The organism is Streptomonospora halophila (genome assembly GCF_039542725.1).
GTDB classification, from domain to species: Bacteria; Actinomycetota; Actinomycetes; order Streptosporangiales; family Streptosporangiaceae; genus Streptomonospora; species Streptomonospora halophila.
In genome coordinates this window covers 112529-131234 of the sequence record NZ_BAABIK010000010.1, presented here as the reverse complement: position 1 = coordinate 131234, position 18706 = coordinate 112529, and the positions used below count along the sequence as shown (strand labels likewise).

Annotated in this window: 15 protein-coding genes; 11 read left to right on the top strand and 4 right to left on the bottom strand. The window is 72.1% G+C overall.

The features are described 5' to 3' along the window. Positions 1–47: 47 nt before the first annotated feature. Positions 48–1148, bottom strand: coding sequence for a phosphate acyltransferase PlsX (plsX, locus tag ABEA15_RS10910; RefSeq protein WP_345556542.1), 1101 nt, complete (start codon positions 1146–1148; stop codon positions 48–50). 479 nt (positions 1149–1627) lie between these two features. On the opposite strand from plsX, the gene ABEA15_RS10905 reads away from it, so the two are divergent. Both ABEA15_RS10905 and ABEA15_RS10900 read left to right on the top strand, forming a co-directional pair. Beyond that, entirely contained in the window at positions 1628–2998 is a 1371-nt protein-coding gene (locus tag ABEA15_RS10905; RefSeq protein ID WP_345556541.1) for a KamA family radical SAM protein, read from the top strand. Positions 2999–3793: 795 nt separating this feature from the next. Then, positions 3794–4633, top strand: coding sequence for a hypothetical protein (locus ABEA15_RS10900; RefSeq protein ID WP_345556540.1), 840 nt, complete (start codon positions 3794–3796; stop codon positions 4631–4633). 353 nt (positions 4634–4986) lie between these two features. Here ABEA15_RS10900 and ABEA15_RS10895 read toward each other — a convergent pair whose 3' ends face one another. Then, the gene (locus tag ABEA15_RS10895) at positions 4987–5574 is read right to left on the bottom strand and encodes a hypothetical protein (RefSeq protein ID WP_345556539.1); all 588 of its coding nucleotides are present in this window, start codon (positions 5572–5574) and stop codon (positions 4987–4989) included. A gap of 473 nt (positions 5575–6047) precedes the next feature. Between ABEA15_RS10895 and ABEA15_RS10890 the strand changes: the two genes are divergently transcribed. The 3 genes from ABEA15_RS10890 to ABEA15_RS10880 all read left to right on the top strand — a co-directional run bounded on the left by ABEA15_RS10890 (position 6048) and on the right by ABEA15_RS10880 (position 8931). Then, positions 6048–7109, top strand: coding sequence for an ROK family glucokinase (locus ABEA15_RS10890; protein WP_344142717.1), 1062 nt, complete (start codon positions 6048–6050; stop codon positions 7107–7109). 178 nt (positions 7110–7287) lie between these two features. Continuing rightward, positions 7288–8061, top strand: coding sequence for an SDR family NAD(P)-dependent oxidoreductase (locus ABEA15_RS10885; RefSeq protein ID WP_345556538.1), 774 nt, complete (start codon positions 7288–7290; stop codon positions 8059–8061). Positions 8062–8166: 105 nt separating this feature from the next. After that, a complete protein-coding gene (locus ABEA15_RS10880; protein ID WP_345556537.1) occupies positions 8167–8931 on the top strand; it encodes a crotonase/enoyl-CoA hydratase family protein in 765 nt (254 codons plus the stop codon). A gap of 170 nt (positions 8932–9101) precedes the next feature. Here the strand turns inward: ABEA15_RS10880 and ABEA15_RS10875 are convergent, their stop codons facing one another. Further along, entirely contained in the window at positions 9102–9671 is a 570-nt protein-coding gene (locus ABEA15_RS10875; protein WP_345556536.1) for a carboxymuconolactone decarboxylase family protein, read from the bottom strand. A 92-nt stretch (positions 9672–9763) separates the two neighbouring features. Beyond that, a complete protein-coding gene (locus tag ABEA15_RS10870; protein ID WP_345556535.1) occupies positions 9764–11146 on the bottom strand; it encodes an aspartate aminotransferase family protein in 1383 nt (460 codons plus the stop codon). A gap of 200 nt (positions 11147–11346) precedes the next feature. Between ABEA15_RS10870 and ABEA15_RS10865 the strand changes: the two genes are divergently transcribed. The 6 genes from ABEA15_RS10865 (at position 11347) to ABEA15_RS10840 (ending at position 18673) form a co-directional block, all read left to right on the top strand. Next, the gene (locus tag ABEA15_RS10865; protein ID WP_345556534.1) at positions 11347–12801 is read left to right on the top strand and encodes a gamma-aminobutyraldehyde dehydrogenase; all 1455 of its coding nucleotides are present in this window, start codon (positions 11347–11349) and stop codon (positions 12799–12801) included. A gap of 22 nt (positions 12802–12823) precedes the next feature. Further along, entirely contained in the window at positions 12824–13966 is a 1143-nt protein-coding gene (locus ABEA15_RS10860; RefSeq protein WP_345556533.1) for an ABC transporter ATP-binding protein, read from the top strand. A 207-nt stretch (positions 13967–14173) separates the two neighbouring features. Beyond that, positions 14174–15334, top strand: coding sequence for an ABC transporter substrate-binding protein (locus tag ABEA15_RS10855; RefSeq protein WP_344142841.1), 1161 nt, complete (start codon positions 14174–14176; stop codon positions 15332–15334). Positions 15335–15336: 2 nt separating this feature from the next. Continuing rightward, positions 15337–16221 (top strand): ABC transporter permease, encoded by an 885-nt coding sequence (locus tag ABEA15_RS10850; protein ID WP_344142728.1) that lies wholly within the window; start codon positions 15337–15339, stop codon positions 16219–16221. Continuing rightward, entirely contained in the window at positions 16218–17069 is an 852-nt protein-coding gene (locus ABEA15_RS10845) for an ABC transporter permease (protein ID WP_345556532.1), read from the top strand. The genes ABEA15_RS10850 and ABEA15_RS10845 overlap by 4 nt, the downstream gene beginning before the upstream one ends. A 215-nt stretch (positions 17070–17284) precedes the next feature. Next, a complete protein-coding gene (locus ABEA15_RS10840; RefSeq protein ID WP_345556566.1) occupies positions 17285–18673 on the top strand; it encodes an NAD(P)/FAD-dependent oxidoreductase in 1389 nt (462 codons plus the stop codon). The last annotated feature ends 33 nt before the right edge of the window (positions 18674–18706 follow it).

The window sequence follows — 18706 nt, the reverse complement described above, 5'->3', positions numbered from 1 at the left end:
GGACCCCCCGAACGTGCCGAACGCCCCGGCCAGACCGCGGGCACCGGCTAACGCGCCTGGTCCTCGGCCGCTCCCAGGCGTGGCCGCCGGGCGGTGCGCGCCGCGGCCTGGACCCGGCTGCGCACCTCCTCGCTGATCCCGCCGGAGGTCAGGTCGTGGGCGAGCAGGCAGGCGCGCTCGATCGCCGGTGCGCGACTGGCGCCGTGGGCCATGACCACGCTGCCGTTGAGCCCCAGCAGCACCGCGCCGCCGTAGGTGTCGCTGTCCAGCCGGTCGCGCAGCTCGCGCAGCGCCCTGCGCTGCAGCAGGGACCCGGCCTTGGCGATGGTGGTCGAGGTCATCGCCTCTCCCACGGCCTGCAACGTGAAACGCACCGCGCCTTCGACCGACTTCAGCGCGACGTTGCCGGTGAACCCGTCGGTGACCACCACGTCGACCTCGCCCGCGAGGAGGTCGTGGCCCTCCACGTTGCCGCGGAAGTCCAGCCGCGTGGCGTGCGGCGCCTGCGCGGCGGCGGCCGTCAGCAGTTCGGCGGTCTTGCGGGCCAGCCGGTTGCCCTTGCCCGGCTCCGAGCCGATGGTCAGCATCGCCACCCGCGGTTCCTCCACGCCGAACGCGCTGCGGGCGTAAGCGGCGCCCAAGTGCGCGAACTGCACCAGCATCTCGGGCTTGGCGTCGGCGTTGGCGCCCGCGTCGAGCAGGATGGTGGGGCGCGGCCGCGTCGGCAGCGCCACGGCCAGCGCCGGCCGCATGATCCCCTGCTGGGTGCGCAGCCGCACCGTCGAGGTGGCGACCACGCCGCCGGTGGACCCGGCCGAGACCAGCGCGCTCGCCTCGCCTTGGCGGATGAGCTTGCAGGCCACCGCGACGCTGGACCGCGGACGGCGCCAGCTCGCCAGCGCGCCCTCATGCATGGCCAGCGCGTCCTCCGCGTGCAGGACGGGCATGGCGCCCACGGCCTCCTCCTCGGCGAGCAGCCGGGCGACCTCGGCGCGTCTGCCGACCAGCACGACGCGCAGTCCGTGTTCGCGCACAGCCCGGACGGCGCCTCTGACCGCCTCCCGCGGACCGTGGTCGCCGCCCATCGCGTCCAGGGCGATGACCGGCCCGCCGCGCCCGTCACGGGCGCCCGCCTGCGGTGTGGTCACCCGCCCCCCTCATTCGATCGCCGTTAACGTCGGCCAGGGATCGGCCCCCGGCCCCGACCCTGCCCCCGGCCCCGACCGTCAGCCCCTGGCCGAGGCCGTCATTCCCGACCCTGACCGTCAGCCCCGGCCGCGGGACGCACAGGCCGCGGCCGACCCTCTCGCCTCACGCCCCGCGCCCCCCGCACCCAGGCGCGCCTGACCGTACGCGCCCAGGCTACGCGCAGCGGTGCCCGCCCCCCGCCCCGCGGCGTCCACAGGAGTGTGAAAAGGCCCTGCTCAGCAGTTGGCGGCGGGAAACTGGGTACGAACCATAGGGATTCGGGTAAGACCGACCTTCGGCCGGTTCGGGACAATCGTCCCTTCCGGCCCACAACAGCTGGTCCATGATTCGCGGGAAGCCCGCCGACCGCGGGCTCCCCGGCTACCGCCTGCCCTGCTGCACCCGCACGGCGGGCCGTCGCCCCCAGGAAAGGAGACACGTGAGCTTGACGCACGACGCGGCACCGTCCCCGCCCGAGTCGACCGGGCGCCGGTTTCGTGCCTACACGACGAAGCACCTGGACGAGCTCACGGCTCGCGCCGGTCTGGGCGAGGCCGAGCGCCTCGCGGTCCGAGCGGTCGCCACGGTGCTGCCGTTCCGGGTCAACAGCTACGTCGTCGACGAGCTGATCGACTGGGACGCCGCGCCGGACGATCCGATCTACCGGCTGGTCTTCCCCCAAGCGGACATGCTGCCCTCCGCCGACGTCTCCCGGATGGCCGACCTGCTGCGCCAGGACGCAGCCCGGTCGGAGGTCAACCGCGCGGCCAACGAGATCCGCGCGCGGCTGAACCCCCACCCGGCCGGGCAGATGGAGCTCAACGTCCCCACCTCCACGGGCAAGGACCCGCTGGAGGGCATGCAGCACAAGTACCACGAGACCGTGCTGTTCTTCCCCAAACAGGGCCAGACCTGCCACGCCTACTGCACGTACTGCTTCCGCTGGGCGCAGTTCGTCGGCGAGCCCGACCTCAAGTTCGCCTCCAGCGAGGTCGACCATCTGGTCGAGTACCTGCACCGGCACCCCGAGGTCACGAGCGTCCTGCTCACCGGCGGCGATCCGATGATCATGGGCGAGTCGGTGCTGCGGCGCTACATCGAGCCGCTGCTGGGCGTGGAGACCCTGGAGTCGATCCGCATCGGCACGAAGTCGCTGGCCTACTGGCCGCAGCGCTTCACCACCGACCCCGATGCGGAGGGCACGCTGCGCCTGTTCGAGGAGGTCGTCGCCGCAGGCAAGAACCTCGCGTTCATGGCGCACTTCTCCCACCCCAACGAGATGGCGCCCGACCTGGTCCGCAAGGCCGTCGCGCGCATCCGCGACACAGGCGCGGTCATCCGAACCCAGGCGCCGCTGATCCGCACCATCAACGACGACCCGGCCACATGGGCGAGCATGTGGCGCAGCCACGTCCGCCACGGCATGGTGCCCTACTACATGTTCGTCGAGCGCGACACCGGGCCCCAGGACTACTTCGCCGTCCCGCTGGCCGAGGCCTACGAGATCTTCCGCGGCGCCTTCGCCGAGGTCTCCGGCCTGGCGCGCACCGTGCGCGGGCCCTCCATGTCGGCCACGCCCGGCAAGGTGTGCATCGACGGGGTTGCCGAGGTGGCCGGCGAGAAGGTGTTCGTCTGCCACTTCATCCAGGCCCGCGACCCCGAGCTCGTGGGAAGGCCCTTCTTCGCCCGCTACGACGAGAAGGCCGTCTGGCTCTCCGACCTGGAACCCGCACTCGGCGCCGCCCGCTTCCCCCACGAGCGGGAGCTGCGCGGCGGCGCGGCCCCGCGCATCGGCGCGGCGCACCCGTAGGCCCGAAACCGACCGCCCCGGCCGCCGGTGTGCGCCCTTCCGGCGCGCGGTACCGGCGGCCGGGCCCGACCGCTTGAGGACGCCGCGGAGGCCGCGCGGGCGCAACGGGCGCCCCCGCACGGGCACACGAGGTGCACGGGCACACGAGGCGCACGGGCACACGAGGCGCACGGGAGTGGGCCTTCCTGACCTTCCGCCGGTCGCCTCACGCCCGGAGGGCCCCGCCTCACGGAGGCGGAGGTGGCAGAGAAAGCGGAGTCAGGTTGAGCGCATGGGGACGCGCCCTGTTGCGCCGGCGGAGGCGCCGCCGCACGACCACACCGCCCGCCGCGCGGAGGCGAAGCACCCGCGTCCCGCGCCCTCCCGGAAGCGCACAGCATGAAGCTGCTGGGCGGGACGCTGCGATGACAGTCCCGAACGGTTTTCACAGATGCTGCCATTCGGACACGGGCACCCACTATGTAGAAGCGCGGGAAAACCTGCGGCGGTCGACCTCAGTGACACGCAGAACCGGGGGCAGGGGCACACCTCCCTCCCCACGCACGAGTGGAAGGCGTTTCCAGCGGATCTGGAGTCGACGTAGGCGCAGGCGACCGGGCGGCCGTCCGAACGCTTCCCTGCGCGGCTCCGCCGCCCCGCGAGTACGCCACACCCGTCCCGTCGCCTCCGCGTCATAGGGGTTTCGGTCCGCATCCACGGCGCCGCTGCGCCCCCGCTCCTGTCCGGGCGACATAGTGTTGGGTCCGGCCTACCTCCCTCAACCCCCGCGGGCCGGTGTCGCACTCGAGGAGTCCGATGGCTGAGTGGTTCGGCAGTACTGTCGTGGCGACGGGCCGGCTGCCGCTCTTCTGCTTCTTCGTCGCCTTCGTATCCGGCTTCCTGCTGATCAGGATGAGCGTGCGGATGATCCGCGCGGGGGTCCGCTGGTGGCCCGGCAACCTGCGGCCCGGCGGCCTGCACATCCACCACGTGGTCTTCGGCGTGGCCCTGATGATGGTCGGCGGCGTCGCGGCGCTGCTGATCACCGACCGGCAGGGCCCGGCCGTCGCCGCGGCCGCGGCCCTCTTCGGCCTGGGTGCGGCGCTGGTGCTCGACGAGTTCGCGCTGATCCTGCATCTGCGCGACGTGTACTGGACCGAGCAGGGGCGCGCCTCGGTCGATGCGGTGTTCGTCGCGGTCGCGCTCACCGGCCTGCTGCTGACCGGGTTCCGGCCCTTCGGCTGGGAGTGGGTGCAGTCGGCCGGGCCCGGCGGCGGCTGGCAGGCCGGCGCCCAGGTGGGACTGCTGACGCTGACGCTGGTCAACCTCGTGGGCTCGGTGGTCAGCCTGCTCAAGGGCAAGATCTGGACCGGGCTGACCGGGGTCTTCGTGCCCGCGATATCGGTGGTGGCGGCCGTGCGGCTGGCTGTTCCCGGCTCGCCGTGGGCGCGGTGGCGCTACCCCGCGGGCTCGGCCAAGCTGGCCCAGGCGGTCCGCCGCGACCTGCGCCTCCGGCGGCCGCTGATCAAGGCCAAGATCCGCGTCCAGGAGCTCATCGCCGGACGCCACGACCTGGAGCCGCCGTCCGCGCCGCGGCCCGGACCGACGCCCGGTGATCCGCCAGGCGAGGCGCCGGTGCTGTCCCGCGCCGTCTAGACGTGCATCTGCCGGGGTTGTGATGTCCCGGCACTGGTAGCAGCCAGCACACCCGTGGCGGTGGCTGCGGGACGAGAGGACCTTCCGAATTCCGGTGCGCCCTGCGACATCAGCACCGGTGCTCAAGAGGCCTGCTCAGGAGCCCCACATGCCGCAGCAACAACGCCCCGCCCATCCACGTCGACCTCAAGAGACCCGGCCGCATGCCCGACGTCGGCGGCCGCAAGGTACCGGGCCGGGCCGCCGCGGCGCGTCGACACGGACACCGGCGGCACAGGAAAACGGCACCGCTTCCTGCACACGGCCCTCGACGACCACCCCCCCGCCTGGTCGGCGGCTGATGCGCCGATGACTCAGTCCTTCACAGGGCGTGTAATCGTCCTCGGGTGATGCCAGGAGCGCCAAGCGAGTTGAGCGAAGGGAATGATCACCAGGACGTCGACGATGTAGGCGACCCATTCGAGGCGGAGGGCTCGGCCGGCCGGGAACGCGACGGCAGCGAGGCAGATGAGGGCGGCGACCCATAGAGGGGACGTTCGCGTCCAACCGATGATCAGGCCGAAAGTCAGTAGCGCCAGGGGAAACACCGGGCCCGGCAGCCACAGGACGAGAAAGCCCTGCGGCGGATAGTCGTCGAATCCCTCGAGTGCCGCCCTGCTGTCCAGGCCGAAGGTGCCCTCGAAGAATCCCTGCAGCCCGAACGCGATGCTGCCGAACATGCCTACCAGCAGTATCAGCAGCCAGATCCCCGCAACATTGGGGACGTGTTCGCGTATCCGTTCGTATTCGCCGATAAGTCCGTATACCCACGGCACCATGGACAGTGCGATCAGCATTCCGCCGTTCACGCCGTAATGCCCGCCGGTCCAGAAGAACGGTGAAACAGCGAAGATGACCGGGCCGAGGAAAAGCGCCGCCGCCTGCAGTCGTCGCACGAACATGACCGGCAGATTATGGAGACCGCTCCAGGCCTGCAAGTGCACACTCAAGAAGTGTCTTTTTATTCCGCAATATTGGTCCGCGCCGCCGGGACGCCCACGCCGTTCGAATGCGGGTTCCGGCACTGATGGCGCGCACCGCCCGCACCGCCCGCACCGCCCGCGCTGCGGGCGGTGCGCACGTCGGCCGCGCGCCGCGCGCCGCGCCCGCTATGCATCGTTCGCCCTTCCACTGGCCTCGCGCCTTTGGGTGATGGTGGCCGCTCCTTCTGTGGCGTCGTGGCTGGCAGAGTTGGGGGCGCGCGGTTTCGTTCTGGCGCCGCCGCCTCTGGGCGGCGGCCGGGGCCGAGTTGTCGGGTGGGCGGAGTCGGCGGGTGCTGTGCCCCGCAGGCTGGGGTGTCGTCGTCGGCCGGGCCCCGCGGCGGCCGCGGCCGCGCAGGCGCCGGGCGGGCCGGTTCGTTTAGAGTGGCCGGACGATGGCTTCTTCGCGCGACAACGCCGCCCGGATCCATCACCGCGGCCTGGTGATCGGCGTCGACATCGGCGGCACCAAGGTCGCCGCCGGAGTGGTGACACCCGGCGGCCGCATCCTGGCACGCGACCGCGCCGAGACCCCCGACCGAAGCAAGAGCCCCAAGGTCGTCGAGGACACCATCGTCGAGGTGGTCGAACGGCTCCGGCGCGCCTACCCGGTGCGGGCGGTGGGCGTGGGCGCCGCCGGCTTCGTCGACGAGCAGCGCGCGACCGTGCTGTTCGCGCCCCACCTGTCCTGGCGCGACGAGCCGCTGCGCGAGGCGCTGCGCTCCCGGATCCAGCTTCCGGTGGTGGTCGAGAACGACGCGAACGCCGCCGCGTGGGCCGAGGCGCGGGTGGGCGCCGGGCGCGAGGCCGCCGACACCGTGGTGGTCAACCTGGGCACCGGGATCGGCGGCGCGGTCGTCATCGGCGGCGAGCTCTACCGCGGCCGCCACGGCATGGCCGGGGAGTTCGGGCACATGACCGTGGTGCCGGGCGGGCTGCGCTGCGAGTGCGGAAACCGCGGCTGCTGGGAGCAGTACGCGAGCGGCAACGCCGTCACCCGCGAGGCGCGCGAGCTGGCCGCGGCCGACTCCCCGGTGGCGCGGGGCCTGATCGCCGCGGTGGCGGGCACGCCGTCGCTGATCACCGGGTCGCTGGTGAGCGAGCTGGCGCGGTCGGGCGACATGGCGTGCGTGGAGCTGCTGGAGGAGGCCGGGGGCTGGCTCGGGCTGGGGCTGGCCAACCTCGCGGCGGCCTTCGACCCCGACCTGTTCGTCATCGGCGGTGGGGTATCGCAAAGCGGCGAACTGCTGCTGGAGCCCGCCCGGCGGGCCTTCCGGCGCACGCTGACCGGGCGCGGCCACCGGCCCGAGCCGCGCATCGTCTCGGCGGAGCTGGGCAACGAGGCCGGGCTGATCGGCGCGGCCGACCTGGCCCGCGACGCGCTGCCGCGCTGGCGTCAGGGCCGCCGCCAGCGCCGCATCGGCAGCGCGGCCCGCATCCGCGGCCGCTCCCGCTAGCCCGCCGCCCGTCCGCGCAAGCCCGCCCGCACAATCCGCCGCCGAGCGCGCCCGCCCGTGCGAGCATTCCCGCCCGCCGCATGCCGCCGCGCGTCCGGTGACCGGCGCGGGGAACCCGTGCCGGAATAACCGAACCTCGTTCTAGTCGGGGCGGTCCGGGGTCTGTAGAGTGCCGCCCATGGAGCTGAATGGAGTTGCCGCCCTGGTGTCCGGCGGCGCAAGCGGACTGGGCGAGGCCACCGTCAAGGAGCTGGCGTCCGCGGGGGCGACGGTCGTGGTCGCCGACCTGAACGCCGAGCGCGGAGAGGCGCTTGCCAAGGAGGTCGGCGGCGTCTTCGTCGCCACCGACGTCTCCGACGAGTCCCAGGTGCAGGCGGCCGTGGACGCCGCCGTGGCCACCGGCCGCCCACTTCGGGTGGCGGTGTCGTGCGCGGGCATCGGCTGGGTCACTCGCACCGTCACCAAGGAGGGTACCCCGCACGACCTCGCCACCTACAAGAAGGTCATCGACGTCAACCTGATCGGCACGTTCAACGTGCTGCGCCTCTCGGCCGCGGCGATGTCGGCCACCGAGCCCGTCAACGAGGACGGCGAGCGCGGCGCGATCGTGAACACCGCCTCGGTCGCCGGGCTGGAGGGGCAGATCGGCCAGATCGCGTACGCGTCCTCCAAGGGCGGCGTCATCGGCATGACCGTGCCCGCGGCTCGCGACCTCGCCGCGGCGGGCATCCGGGTCAACACCATCGCGCCGGGCATCCTGGACACCCCCATCTACGGGCAGGGGCCGGAGTCGGAGGAGTTCAAGCAGCGCCTCGCCGCCCCGGTGCCGTTCCCCAAGCGCATGGGCACCCCCGGCGAGTTCGGCAAGCTGGCGCGCGCCCTGCTGGAGAACGGCTACATCAACGCCGAGGTCGTCCGGATCGACGGCGGCCTGCGCATGCCGCCGAAGTAGTGCCGTCAGCGGTCGGCGGGAGGAGGCGGGACCCGGCGCCTCCCGCCGACTCGAGCCGAGCCGGCAGGCCCGGGTCCGCCCGGCCGGAACCGAGTGAGGAGCACGATGAGCGACGAGGTGGGCTTCGCCGCCGAGGACGGCGTCGCCGTCATCACCATCAACCGCCCGCAGGCCAAGAACGCCGTCAACGCCGCCGTGGCACAGGGCGTCGCCGATGCGCTGGACGAGCTGGACTCCCGCACGGACCTGGTCGTCGGCGTGCTCACCGGCGCCGGGCAGACCTTCTGCGCGGGCATGGACCTCAAGGCGTTCATGCAGGGCGAGGTCCCCACGGTCGAGGGGCGCGGGTTCGCCGGGTTCGCCCAGCGGCCGCCGCGGAAGCCGCTGGTCGCGGCCGTCGAGGGCTACGCCCTGGCCGGCGGGTTCGAGGCGGTGCTGGCCTGCGACCTGGTGGTCGCCGCCGAGGACGCCAAGTTCGGCATCCCCGAGGCCAAGCGCGGACTGGTGGCCGGCGGTGGCGGGCTGCTGCGCCTTCAGCACCGCATCCCGCGCAACATCGCGATGGAGCTCGCGCTGACCGGCGACTTCGTCAAAGCGCCGCGCATGGCCGAGCTGGGCCTGGTCAACAAGGTCACCGCGCCCGGCGTCGCGCTGGAGGGCGCCCGCGAGCTCGCGGGGCGCATCGCGGCCAACGCCCCGATGGCGGTCGCGGTGTCCAAGCGCGTCATCGGCGAGTCCGACGACTGGGCCGCCGATGAGATGTGGCGGCGCCAGGACGAGATCGCGGGCCCGGTCTTCGTCAGCCGCGACGCCATGGAGGGCGCGGCCGCCTTCGCCGAGAAGCGCGAACCCCGGTGGACGGGCGAATGACCCGCAGCGGGCGCGGCGCGGCACGCGGCCGACGTGCGCACCGCCCGCAGTGCGGCCGGGGCCCCGTCCCCGCCGGAGACCGGGGCCCCGCCCCAATCTGAGTGCGGGGCCTCCGGAAGCGGTCGGCGCCCGGGCCAGCCGCGGACGGCGCGGCCCGCCCCGGCGCGGCTTCAGCCGGGCGGAAGCGGGACGTCCAGCGCGCGCAGCATCGTCGCCAGCATGTCGTAGTAGCCGACCAGGGTGATCAGTTCGACCACGCCGGCCTCGCCGAAGTGCTCTTCGGCGGCCGCGTGGCAGGCCTCGGAGGCGTCGCGGTCGCGCAGCAGCGCCCGGGCGTAGTCGAGGGCGGCGCGGTCGGAGGGGCCGAAGGTCTCGGGTACGGCGTGGCCGCCCAGCGCGGCGATCTCGGCCTCGGTCAGCCCCGCCTCGCGGGCCAGCCGCCGGTGCGCCGACCACTCGAAGGCGCTGGCGCGGGCGGTGGCCACGGACAGGATCACGATCTCGCGGACGCGCGCCGGCAGCGTGGTCCGCGCCCCCACGGCGGCGCTGAGCCCCTGCAGCGCCGCGCCCACGCCCGGGGCCGCCAGCATCGCGTTGAAGGGCCCGTGCAGCCGCCCCTGCTCGTCGAACAGCTCGAACGCCGGCTCGCTGCCGTACTTGGCCACCACGCCGTCGTATATCGCCCGCTGCTCGGGGCCGAGCTCGTCGGGGGAGTACCAGTGGATCCGGCCGTGGCGCATCCGACGATTATGCCGCGGCCGGCCGCCGCCCCTCCGCGGCGGCCCCCGCGCGCCGGGGAGGGGACGGACCCGCGGCCGGATCCGGCCGCGGGTCAGATCCGCTGCCAGGCCTCGGAGAGCACCCGGCGCAGGACGGACTCGATCTCGTCGAAGTGCTCGGGGCCGCAGATGAGCGGCGGGGAGAGCTGGACGACGGGGTCGCCGCGGTCGTCGGCGCGGCAGATCAGACCGGCCTCGAAGAGGGCGGGCGAGAGGAACCCCTTGAGCAGCCGTGCGGCCTCGTCGCCGGTGAAGGTCTCGCGGGTCTCCTTGTCCTTGACCAGCTCGATGCCGTAGAAGTAGCCGTCGCCGCGGACGTCGCCGACGATGGGCAGGTCGTACAGGCGCTCCAGGGCGGACCGGAACACCGGGGTGTTGCGGCGCACGTTGTCCAGCAGCTTCTCGTCCTCGAAGACGTCCAGGTTGGCCATGGCGGCCGCGGCGGCGACGGGGTGGCCGCCGAAGGTGACGCCGTGGGTGAACATGCCGCCGGGCTCCTGGAACGGCTCCATCAGCCGCTCTCGCGCGATCACGCCGCCCATGGGCACGTAGCCCGACGTCACGCCTTTGGCGAAGGTGATCATGTCGGGCAGGTAGCTGTACCGCTCGGCGCCGAAGTACTCGCCGAGGCGGCCGAAGGCGCAGATGACCTCGTCGGAGACCATCAGCACGCCGTAGCGGTCGCAGATCTCGCGGACCCGCTGCAGGTAGCCGGGCGGCGGCGGGAAGCAGCCGCCGGAGTTCTGCACCGGCTCGACGTAGACCGCGGCCACGGTCTCGGGGCCGTTCTGCACGATGGCGTCCTCGATGCGGTCGGCGGCCCACGCGCCGAACGCCTCGGGGTCGTCGCCGTGCGCCCGCGCCCGGTAGAAGTTGGTGTTGGGCACCTGGACGGTGGTGGGCACCAGCGGCTCGAAGGGCGTCTTCAGGTCCTGCACGCCGGTGATCGACAGCGCTCCCATGGTGGTGCCGTGATAGGCGACCTCGCGGCTGATGACCTTGTGCCGGGTTGGCCGGCCGACGGCCTTGAAGTACTGGCGGGCCAGCTTCCAGGCGCTCTCCACGGCTTCGGAACCGCTGGTGGCGAAGAAGACGCGGTTCAAGTCGCCCGGCGCCATGCGGGCGAGGCGGTCGGCCAGGCGCACCGCCGTCGGATGGGCGTAGGTCCAGATGGGGAAGTAGGCCAGCTCGCGGGCCTGCGCGGCGATGGCGTCGGCGATCTCCCCGCGGCCGTGGCCGACCTGCGAGACGAAGAGCCCGGAGAGCCCGTCCAGCAGGCGGCGCCCCCGGGAGTCGTAGACGTAGGCTCCCTCGCCGCGCTCGATGACCGGGATGTCGGAATCGCTATAGGCCGCCATCTCGGTGAAGTGCATCCACAGGTGGTCCTTGGCCGCCTGTTGGAGGCCGCCGGACGTGTCGTGCTGCCGGGCTGTCACTTGGCTCCCCCTGAAGGGTCGTGATGTGCGGGGACCGTTTGGTCGACCCAGTGAAATAGTCGCATCGTCAGAAAGTCTGTCAAGTATCCGCTGATAAACGCGATCTTTACAACGGAATCCCTTGTGGCAGGTCAAGGGGTCTGTCATCGTACGGATCAGGCACGAGCCGTGCGTCCCCATTCCACCGGGAGGAACCCCCCGTGCAAGAGCAGTCGAGCCGCCCACGGCGGCTGCGCAACTTCATCAACGGCGAGTACGTCGACGCGGCCGACGGGCGGACCGGCGACCTCGTCGACCCGGTGACCGGCGAGGTCTTCGCGCAGGCGGCGCTGTCCGGCCCAGCCGACGTCGACGCGGCCTTCTCCGCGGCCCAGGCCGCCTTCGACGGCGGCTGGCGCGACAGCACGCCCGCCGAACGCCAGATCGCCCTCAACCGCTTCGCCGACGCGGTCGAGGAGCGCGCCGACGACCTGGTCGCCGCCGAGGTGGAGAACTGCGGAAAGCCGGTCCAGCTCACCCGGGACGAAGAGCTGTGGCAGGTCACCGACGCCCTCCGGTTCTTCGCCGGTGCCGCCCGCAACCTCGAGGGCAAGGCGGCCGGCGAGTACATGGCCGACCACACCTCCTGGGTCCGCCGCGAGCCCATCGGCCCCGTCGGCCAGATCACGCCGTGGAACTACCCCATGGCCATGGCCTCCTGGAAGATCGGTCCCGCGCTGGCCGCGGGCAACACCGTGGTCCTCAAGCCCTCCGACACCACCCCCGTCTCGACCCTGCTGCTGGCCGAGATCGCCGCGGAGTTCCTGCCGCCCGGCGTCTTCAACGTGGTCACCGGCGACCGCGACACCGGCCGCGCCCTGGTCGACCACCCCGTGCCCCGGCTGGTCTCGCTGACCGGCTCCACACGCGCCGGGCTGGAGGTCGCCCAGCAGGGCTCCAAGGACCTCAAGCGGCTGCACCTGGAGCTGGGCGGCAAGGCGCCGGTCATCGTCTTCGACGACGCCGACATCGAGAAGGCCGCCGCCGGCATCGCCGAAGCCGGCTACTTCAACGCCGGCCAGGACTGCACCGCCGCCACCCGCGTCATCGCCGCTCCCGGTGTGCACGACGACCTCGCCGCCGCGCTGGCCGAGCAGGCCGCCCGGACCAGGACGGCGGGGCCGGACGACGCCGACGCCGCCTACGGGCCGCTGAACAACGCCGCGCAGCTGGAGCGCGTCACGGGCTTCGTCGACCGCGCGCCCGGGCACGCCCGGGTCATGGCCGGCGGGAAGCGCGTCGGCGGCAAGGGCTACTTCTACGCGCCCACGGTCGTCTCCGGCCTGCGCCAGGGCGACGAACTCGTTACCGACGAGGTGTTCGGGCCGGTCATCACCGTGCAGCGGTTCGACGACGAGGACACGGCCGTCGAATGGGCCAACTCCGTCCGCTATGGTCTGGCGTCAAGCGTGTGGACTCGCGACCACGGGCGCGCGCTGCGGGTCTCGCGCCGCCTGGACTTCGGCTGCGTCTGGATCAACACCCACATCCCGCTGATCGCGGAGATGCCGCACGGCGGGTTCAAGCACTCCGGCTACGGTAAGGACCTCTCGCTTTACAGCCTGGAGGAGTACACCCGCGTCAAGCACGTCATGAGCTACATCGGCCGTGACTAGCACTTCCGTGAGGAGCCGTCCCATGGCCACCGCCACCGAGGAGACACGCGCCCGCCGAGGCGCCGGGGCCCGCGCCGGCACGCCCGCCATCAGCCTGGAGCAGATCTCCAAGACCTACCGCTCGGGCGGCGAGAACGTGCAGGCGGTGCGCGGTGTCGACCTGCGCATCGAGCAGGGCGAGTTCTTCTCCCTGCTGGGGCCCTCGGGCTGCGGCAAGACCACGACGATGCGCATGATCGCCGGTTTCGAAGACCCCAGCTCCGGCACGGTGCGGCTGCACGGCGAGGAGGTCACCGGGGTCCCGCCCAACCGGCGCGACGTCAACATGGTCTTCCAGAGCTACGCGCTGTTCCCGCACATGACGGTCTTCGACAACGTCGCCTTCGGCCTGCGGCGCAGAAACACCCCCGGCGCCGACATCCGGCGCGCGGTGGCCGAGGCCCTGGAACTGGTGGAGCTGAGCGGGCGCGAGCGCACCAAGCCCGGCAGGCTCTCCGGCGGCCAGCAGCAGCGGGTGGCCCTCGCCCGGGCCCTGGTCAACCGGCCCAGCGCGCTGCTGCTCGACGAGCCGCTTGGCGCGCTCGACCTCAAGCTGCGCCAGGCCATGCAGATCGAGCTCAAGCGCATCCAGCGCGAGGTCGGCATCACCTTCGTCTACGTCACCCACGACCAGGGCGAAGCGCTGACCATGTCCGACCGCATCGCGGTGATGAACGGCGGCCGCGTCGAGCAGCTGGGCACCCCCGCCGAGATCTACGAGCGGCCCGCCACCCGCTTCACCGCGGGGTTCATCGGCACCTCCAACCTGCTGAGTGGAACGGTCACCGGGCACAGCGGCGACCGCGCCACGGTCCGGGTGGAGGGCGCCGGCGAGATCCCCGCCATCGGCGCGGCGGCGCCCGGCTCGCGGGTCGACCTGACCGTCCGCCCCGAGAAGATCGCGCTGGAGACCGCCGAGCCGCCGGGCGACCGGGCGCGGCTGTCCGGCACTGTCGCCGAGGTCGTCTACCTCGGCTCGGCCACGCACTACACGGTCCGGCTCGGCGACGGCACCGAGATGGTCGTCTTCCGGCAGAACTCCTCCGACGCCGCAAGCGCCGCCGAGCGCGGCGACACCGTCTGGGTGTCGTGGCGTCCCGAACACGCCTACGCCCTTCCGGGCTAGGGGCCGCGGGGGCCGGGCACCGATCCGCCGGTGCGCGGCCCGCACGGCCGAACCGGGAGTGCCGGACACCTGCCGTCCGGTCACCCGCCCTCCCTCCGTCCCCACCCCCCAAGCAGGAAAGAGCGGACCGCCGTGACCCGACGCCTCACCCCCGCGCAAGCAGCTCTCGCGCGCGGGCTCACCCAGCCCCGACTCAGCCGACGCGGCATGCTCGGGCTCTCCGGACTGACCGCCGCCGGCCTCACCCTCTCCGCCTGCGGAGTGGAAGGCCAGGGCGGCGAGTCGACCAGTGCCAAAGGCTTCTGGGACGGAAAGAAGAGCAACGGCCGGCTCGACTTCGCCAACTGGCCTCTGTACATGGACCCCGGCCACCCCGAGCTGAAGGCCTTCACCGAAGAGACCGGCATCAAGGTCAACTACGACGAGGCCGTCCAGGACAACCCGTCGTTCTTCGGCAAGATCCAGCCGATGCTCGCCCAGGCCGAGCCCATCGGCTACGACCTGATGGTGCTGACCAACGGCATCGAGCTGAACAAGCTCATCGAGCTGAACTACCTGGCGCCGCTGGACCACTCCAAGCTGCCCAACTTCGCCGACCACGCCGCCGACATCTACAAGAACACCAGCTACGACTCCGGCAACCGCTACACGATCCCCTACGCCTCGGGCATCACCGGCATCGCCTACAACCCCGAGTACGTCGACCGGGAGATCACCAGCATCGCCGACCTGTGGGACCCCGCCTTCGAGGACAAGGTCGGCATGTTCTCCGACCCCCAGGAGCTGGCCAACTTCGGGCTCTTCTACAACGGGGTCAAGCCGGCCGACTCCGGCGAGTCGGACTGGATCGACGCCGCCGACGCGCTCCAGGAGCAGCGCGACAAGGGCCTCGTGCGTCGCTACTACTCCCAGGACTACATCCAGCCGCTGAGCAACGGCGACGTGTGGCTGTCCATGGCCTGGTCCGGCGACATCTTCCAGCAGAACGCCGAAGAGGGGACCAACCTGAAGTTCGTCGTCCCCGAAGAGGGCGCCACGCTGTGGAGCGACAACATGATGGTCCCCTTCACCGCGAAGAACCCGGTCGACGCCCTGATGCTGATGAACTTCTTCTACGACCCCGAGATCGCGGCGGACCTCACGGAGTACATCAACTACATCACGCCCGTGCCCGAGGCGCGGGACATCCTGCGCGGCAAGGCCGAGGAGGCCTCCGGCGACGACAAGGAGACGCTGGAGCGCATCGTCGACAGCCCCCTGGTCTTCCCCAATGACGACGACTACGCGAAGCTGCACAACTACGTCCCGGTGACCAGCAACAACGAGGAGAACTTCTCCCCGCTGTTCCTCGCCATCTCGCAGTCCTGACCATGGCGGCCGAACGAACGGGCAGGCGGGGGCGCACGCGCAGGCTGGCGCCCTACGCGCTGGTGCTGCCCGGCTGGATGTGGCTGGCGCTGTTCTTCGTGGCGCCCATCGCCAGCGTGGTGTCGATGTCGCTGATGACCGGCAGCCTCGGCGCCGGCTACGCGTTCACCTTCGAGGTGGGCAACTACACCCGCGCCGTAGGCCTGTACTGGGAGCAGATTGTGCGCTCCCTGGTCTACGGCGGCCTGGCGACGGTGCTGTGCATCGCCATCGGCTATCCCGTCGCCTACTGGATCGCGTTCAAGGGCGGCGCCTACAAGTCGACCTACCTGCTTCTGGTGCTGCTGCCGTTCTTCGTGTCCTTCGTGCTGCGGACGATCTCGTGGGGATTCCTGCTCTCCGACAACGGGATCGTCCTGGGCACGCTGAAGAGCGCGGGGCTGCTGCCCGGCGAGTTCGGGGTTCTCAACTCCGCGACGGCGGTGGTCTTCGGCCTGGCCTACAACTTCCTGCCGTTCATGGTCCTGCCGATCTACGCGGTCCTGGAGCGCATGGACCACCGGGTCGTCGAGGCCGCCTACGACCTCTACGCCGGGCGGGTGCAGGCGTTCGTGCGCGTGGTGCTGCCCATGTCGCTGCCGGGCGTGTTCGCCGGCGTGATCATGGTGTTCATCCCGACCAGCGCCGACTACGTGAACGCGACGGTGCTCGGCGGTACCGGCAACACCATGATCGGCAAGGTGATCCAGACCCAGTACCTGGTGAACAACGCCTACCCGCTGGCGGCGGCCATCACCTTCATCCTCATGGCGGTGCTGCTGGTCGGGATCTTCAGCTACGCCAAGGCGCTGGGAACCGAGCAGGTGATGGAGGTGCAGGCGCGATGACCGCGACCGAGACCGGTCCCGCCGGCTCGCTCCGAGCGGCCGGGCCCGCACGCGGCCGCCGGGGCGGCGAGCGGCTCCGGCCCGACTGGGGCAAGTACTTCACCTGGGGCGTGCTGTGCTGGCTGTTCGCGCCCATCGTGTTCATGGTCGTGTTCAGCTTCAACGACATCAAGGGGCGGCACAACGTCACCTGGGAGGGCTTCACCCTCCGCTGGTACTCCGACGCCTTCGCCTACCCCGACCTCAACGTCGCACTGCTGAACACCGTCACCATCGCGGTGCTGACCATGCTCATCGCCGGGTTCCTCGGCACGCTGCTGGGCCTGGCCCTGGGGCGCTACCGGTTCCTCGGCCAGTCGGCCACCAACCTGGTGATGTTCTCGGCGATCTCCGCGCCCGAGGTCGTGCTGGGCGCCTCGCTGCTGTCGATGTTTCTGACCATGAACATCGCCGTGGGCTACTGGACCATTCTCATCGCCCACGTGATGTTCTCGGTGTCGTTCGTGGCCATCACCGTGCGGGCGCGGGTCCTGACCATGGACCCCGGCATCGAGGAGGCCGCGCGCGACCTCGGCGCCAGCCCGCTGACCACGTTCCGGCTGGTGACGCTGCCGCTGCTGGTGCCGGCGATCACCTCCGGCGGGCTGATCGCCTTCGCGCTCTCGGTCGACGACTACATCATCACGTCGTTCGTCTCCGGCAGCACCCAGACCTTCCCCCTGTGGATCTGGGGCGCCACCCGCGTGGGAATCCCACCGCAGGTCAACGTGATGGGCACGCTGATCTTCGGCGTCGGCGTGCTGCTGGCCGTCGGCAACATGGTGCTGGCCCGCCGCCGCAGCCGCTGAGGTCCGCCCGGCGGCGGCGCGCCCGCGCCGCCGCCGGGCGGACACCGGACCGTCCGCAGGCACACGGCCGGCCGCAGGGCCCGAACCGCCGGGACCGCCGCAAGCACGTCCCGCATGAGCAGCATCCGCGAACGGAGTTGATCCACGTGTCCGCCCCCGCGACCGCGTCCGCACCCGATCCGGACGCCTCCCGCACCGCACAGGTCTCCCGTGCGCTGGCCCAGGCCCGTCCGCGCACCTTCTGGCTCGACCCCGAGGTGGCCGGGCACGCCGTCCCCGAGGCCGCACCCGCGCTGTCGGGCGCCGAGCGGGCCGACCTCGCCGTCGTCGGCGGCGGCTACAGCGGGCTGTGGACCGCCCTCATCGCCAAGGAGCGCGACCCCGGGCGCGACGTCGTGCTGCTGGAGGCGCGCACGGTCGGCTGGGCGGCCTCCGGCCGCAACGGCGGGTTCTGCGCCGCCAGCCTCACCCACGGCCACGGCAACGGGGCCCAGCGCTGGCCGGAGGAGATCGCCGAACTGGAGCGGCTGGGCCGCCAGAACCTCGACGGCATCCAGAGCACCGTCGAGCGCCACGGGATCGACTGCGAGTTCGAGCGCACCGGCGAGATGGCCGTGGCCACCGAGCCCTGGCAGGTCGACGACCTCACCGACGAGGCCGCCGCCCTGCGCGCCCTCGGCCAGCGCGTGCGCACCCTGACCGGCGCCCGGGTCCGCGCCGAGGTCGACTCGCCCACCTACCTGGGAGGCCTCTTCGATCCCGACGGCGTGGCCATGGTGCACCCGGCCAAGCTGGCGTGGGGGCTGCGCGAGGCCTGCCTCCGGCTGGGCGTGCGCATCCGGGAGCACACCCCCGTGCGGGCGATCCGCCCCGAGCGCGGCGGCCTGCGGCTGGAGTCGCGTGGCGGCTCGGTCTCGGCCGAGCGCGTGGCCTGGGGCGGTGGAGGTTTCCCCGGCCCGCTGCGGCGCGTCCGGCACTTCGTCGCGCCCGTCTACGACTACGCGCTGGCCACCGAGCCGCTGAGCAGCGAGCAGCTTGCCGCCGTCGGCTGGGGAAACCGCCAGGGCGTCAGCGATTCCGGGAACCGGTTCCACTACTACCGGCTCACCGCCGACAACCGCATCCTGTGGGGCGGCTACGACGTCGTCTACCACTACGGCGGCCGCGTGCGTCCCGCCTACGACCAGCGCCCGGACACCTTCCACCGGCTCGCGCGCCACTTCTTCACAACGTTCCCGCAGCTGGAAGGCCTCTCTTTCACGCACAGCTGGGGCGGGGTGATCGACACCTGCAGCCGGTTCTGCGCGTTCTTCGGTACCGCCCACCGCGGCCGCCTGGCCTACGCCGCCGGCTACACGGGCCTCGGCGTGGGGGCCACCCGCTTCGGCGCCCAGGTGATGCTGGACCGTCTCGACGGCGCCGACACCGAGCGGACCCGCCTGGCCATGGTGCGCGCCAAGCCCGTCCCCTTCCCGCCCGAGCCGCTGCGCTACGCCGGGATCCAGGCCACGAAGCGGGCCATCGCCGCCGCCGACCGCGACGGCGGCCGCCGCAACGCCTGGCTGCGCACCCTCGACGCCGTAGGGATGGGCTTCGACAGCTGACCGCAGCGGCCCCGGCGGGGCCGGGGCCGGAGC

Coding starts and splice junctions, on each gene's coding strand:
- ABEA15_RS10895 (WP_345556539.1), bottom strand. CDS start 5,574: ATGTTCGTGCGACGACTGCAGGCGGCGGCGCTTTTCCTCGGCCCGGTC.
- ABEA15_RS10860 (WP_345556533.1), top strand. CDS start 12,824: ATGGCCACCGCCACCGAGGAGACACGCGCCCGCCGAGGCGCCGGGGCC.
- ABEA15_RS10855 (WP_344142841.1), top strand. CDS start 14,174: ATGCTCGGGCTCTCCGGACTGACCGCCGCCGGCCTCACCCTCTCCGCC.
- ABEA15_RS10900 (WP_345556540.1), top strand. CDS start 3,794: ATGGCTGAGTGGTTCGGCAGTACTGTCGTGGCGACGGGCCGGCTGCCG.
- ABEA15_RS10890 (WP_344142717.1), top strand. CDS start 6,048: ATGGCTTCTTCGCGCGACAACGCCGCCCGGATCCATCACCGCGGCCTG.
- ABEA15_RS10845 (WP_345556532.1), top strand. CDS start 16,218: ATGACCGCGACCGAGACCGGTCCCGCCGGCTCGCTCCGAGCGGCCGGG.
- ABEA15_RS10880 (WP_345556537.1), top strand. CDS start 8,167: ATGAGCGACGAGGTGGGCTTCGCCGCCGAGGACGGCGTCGCCGTCATC.
- ABEA15_RS10850 (WP_344142728.1), top strand. CDS start 15,337: ATGGCGGCCGAACGAACGGGCAGGCGGGGGCGCACGCGCAGGCTGGCG.
- ABEA15_RS10875 (WP_345556536.1), bottom strand. CDS start 9,671: ATGCGCCACGGCCGGATCCACTGGTACTCCCCCGACGAGCTCGGCCCC.
- ABEA15_RS10885 (WP_345556538.1), top strand. CDS start 7,288: ATGGAGCTGAATGGAGTTGCCGCCCTGGTGTCCGGCGGCGCAAGCGGA.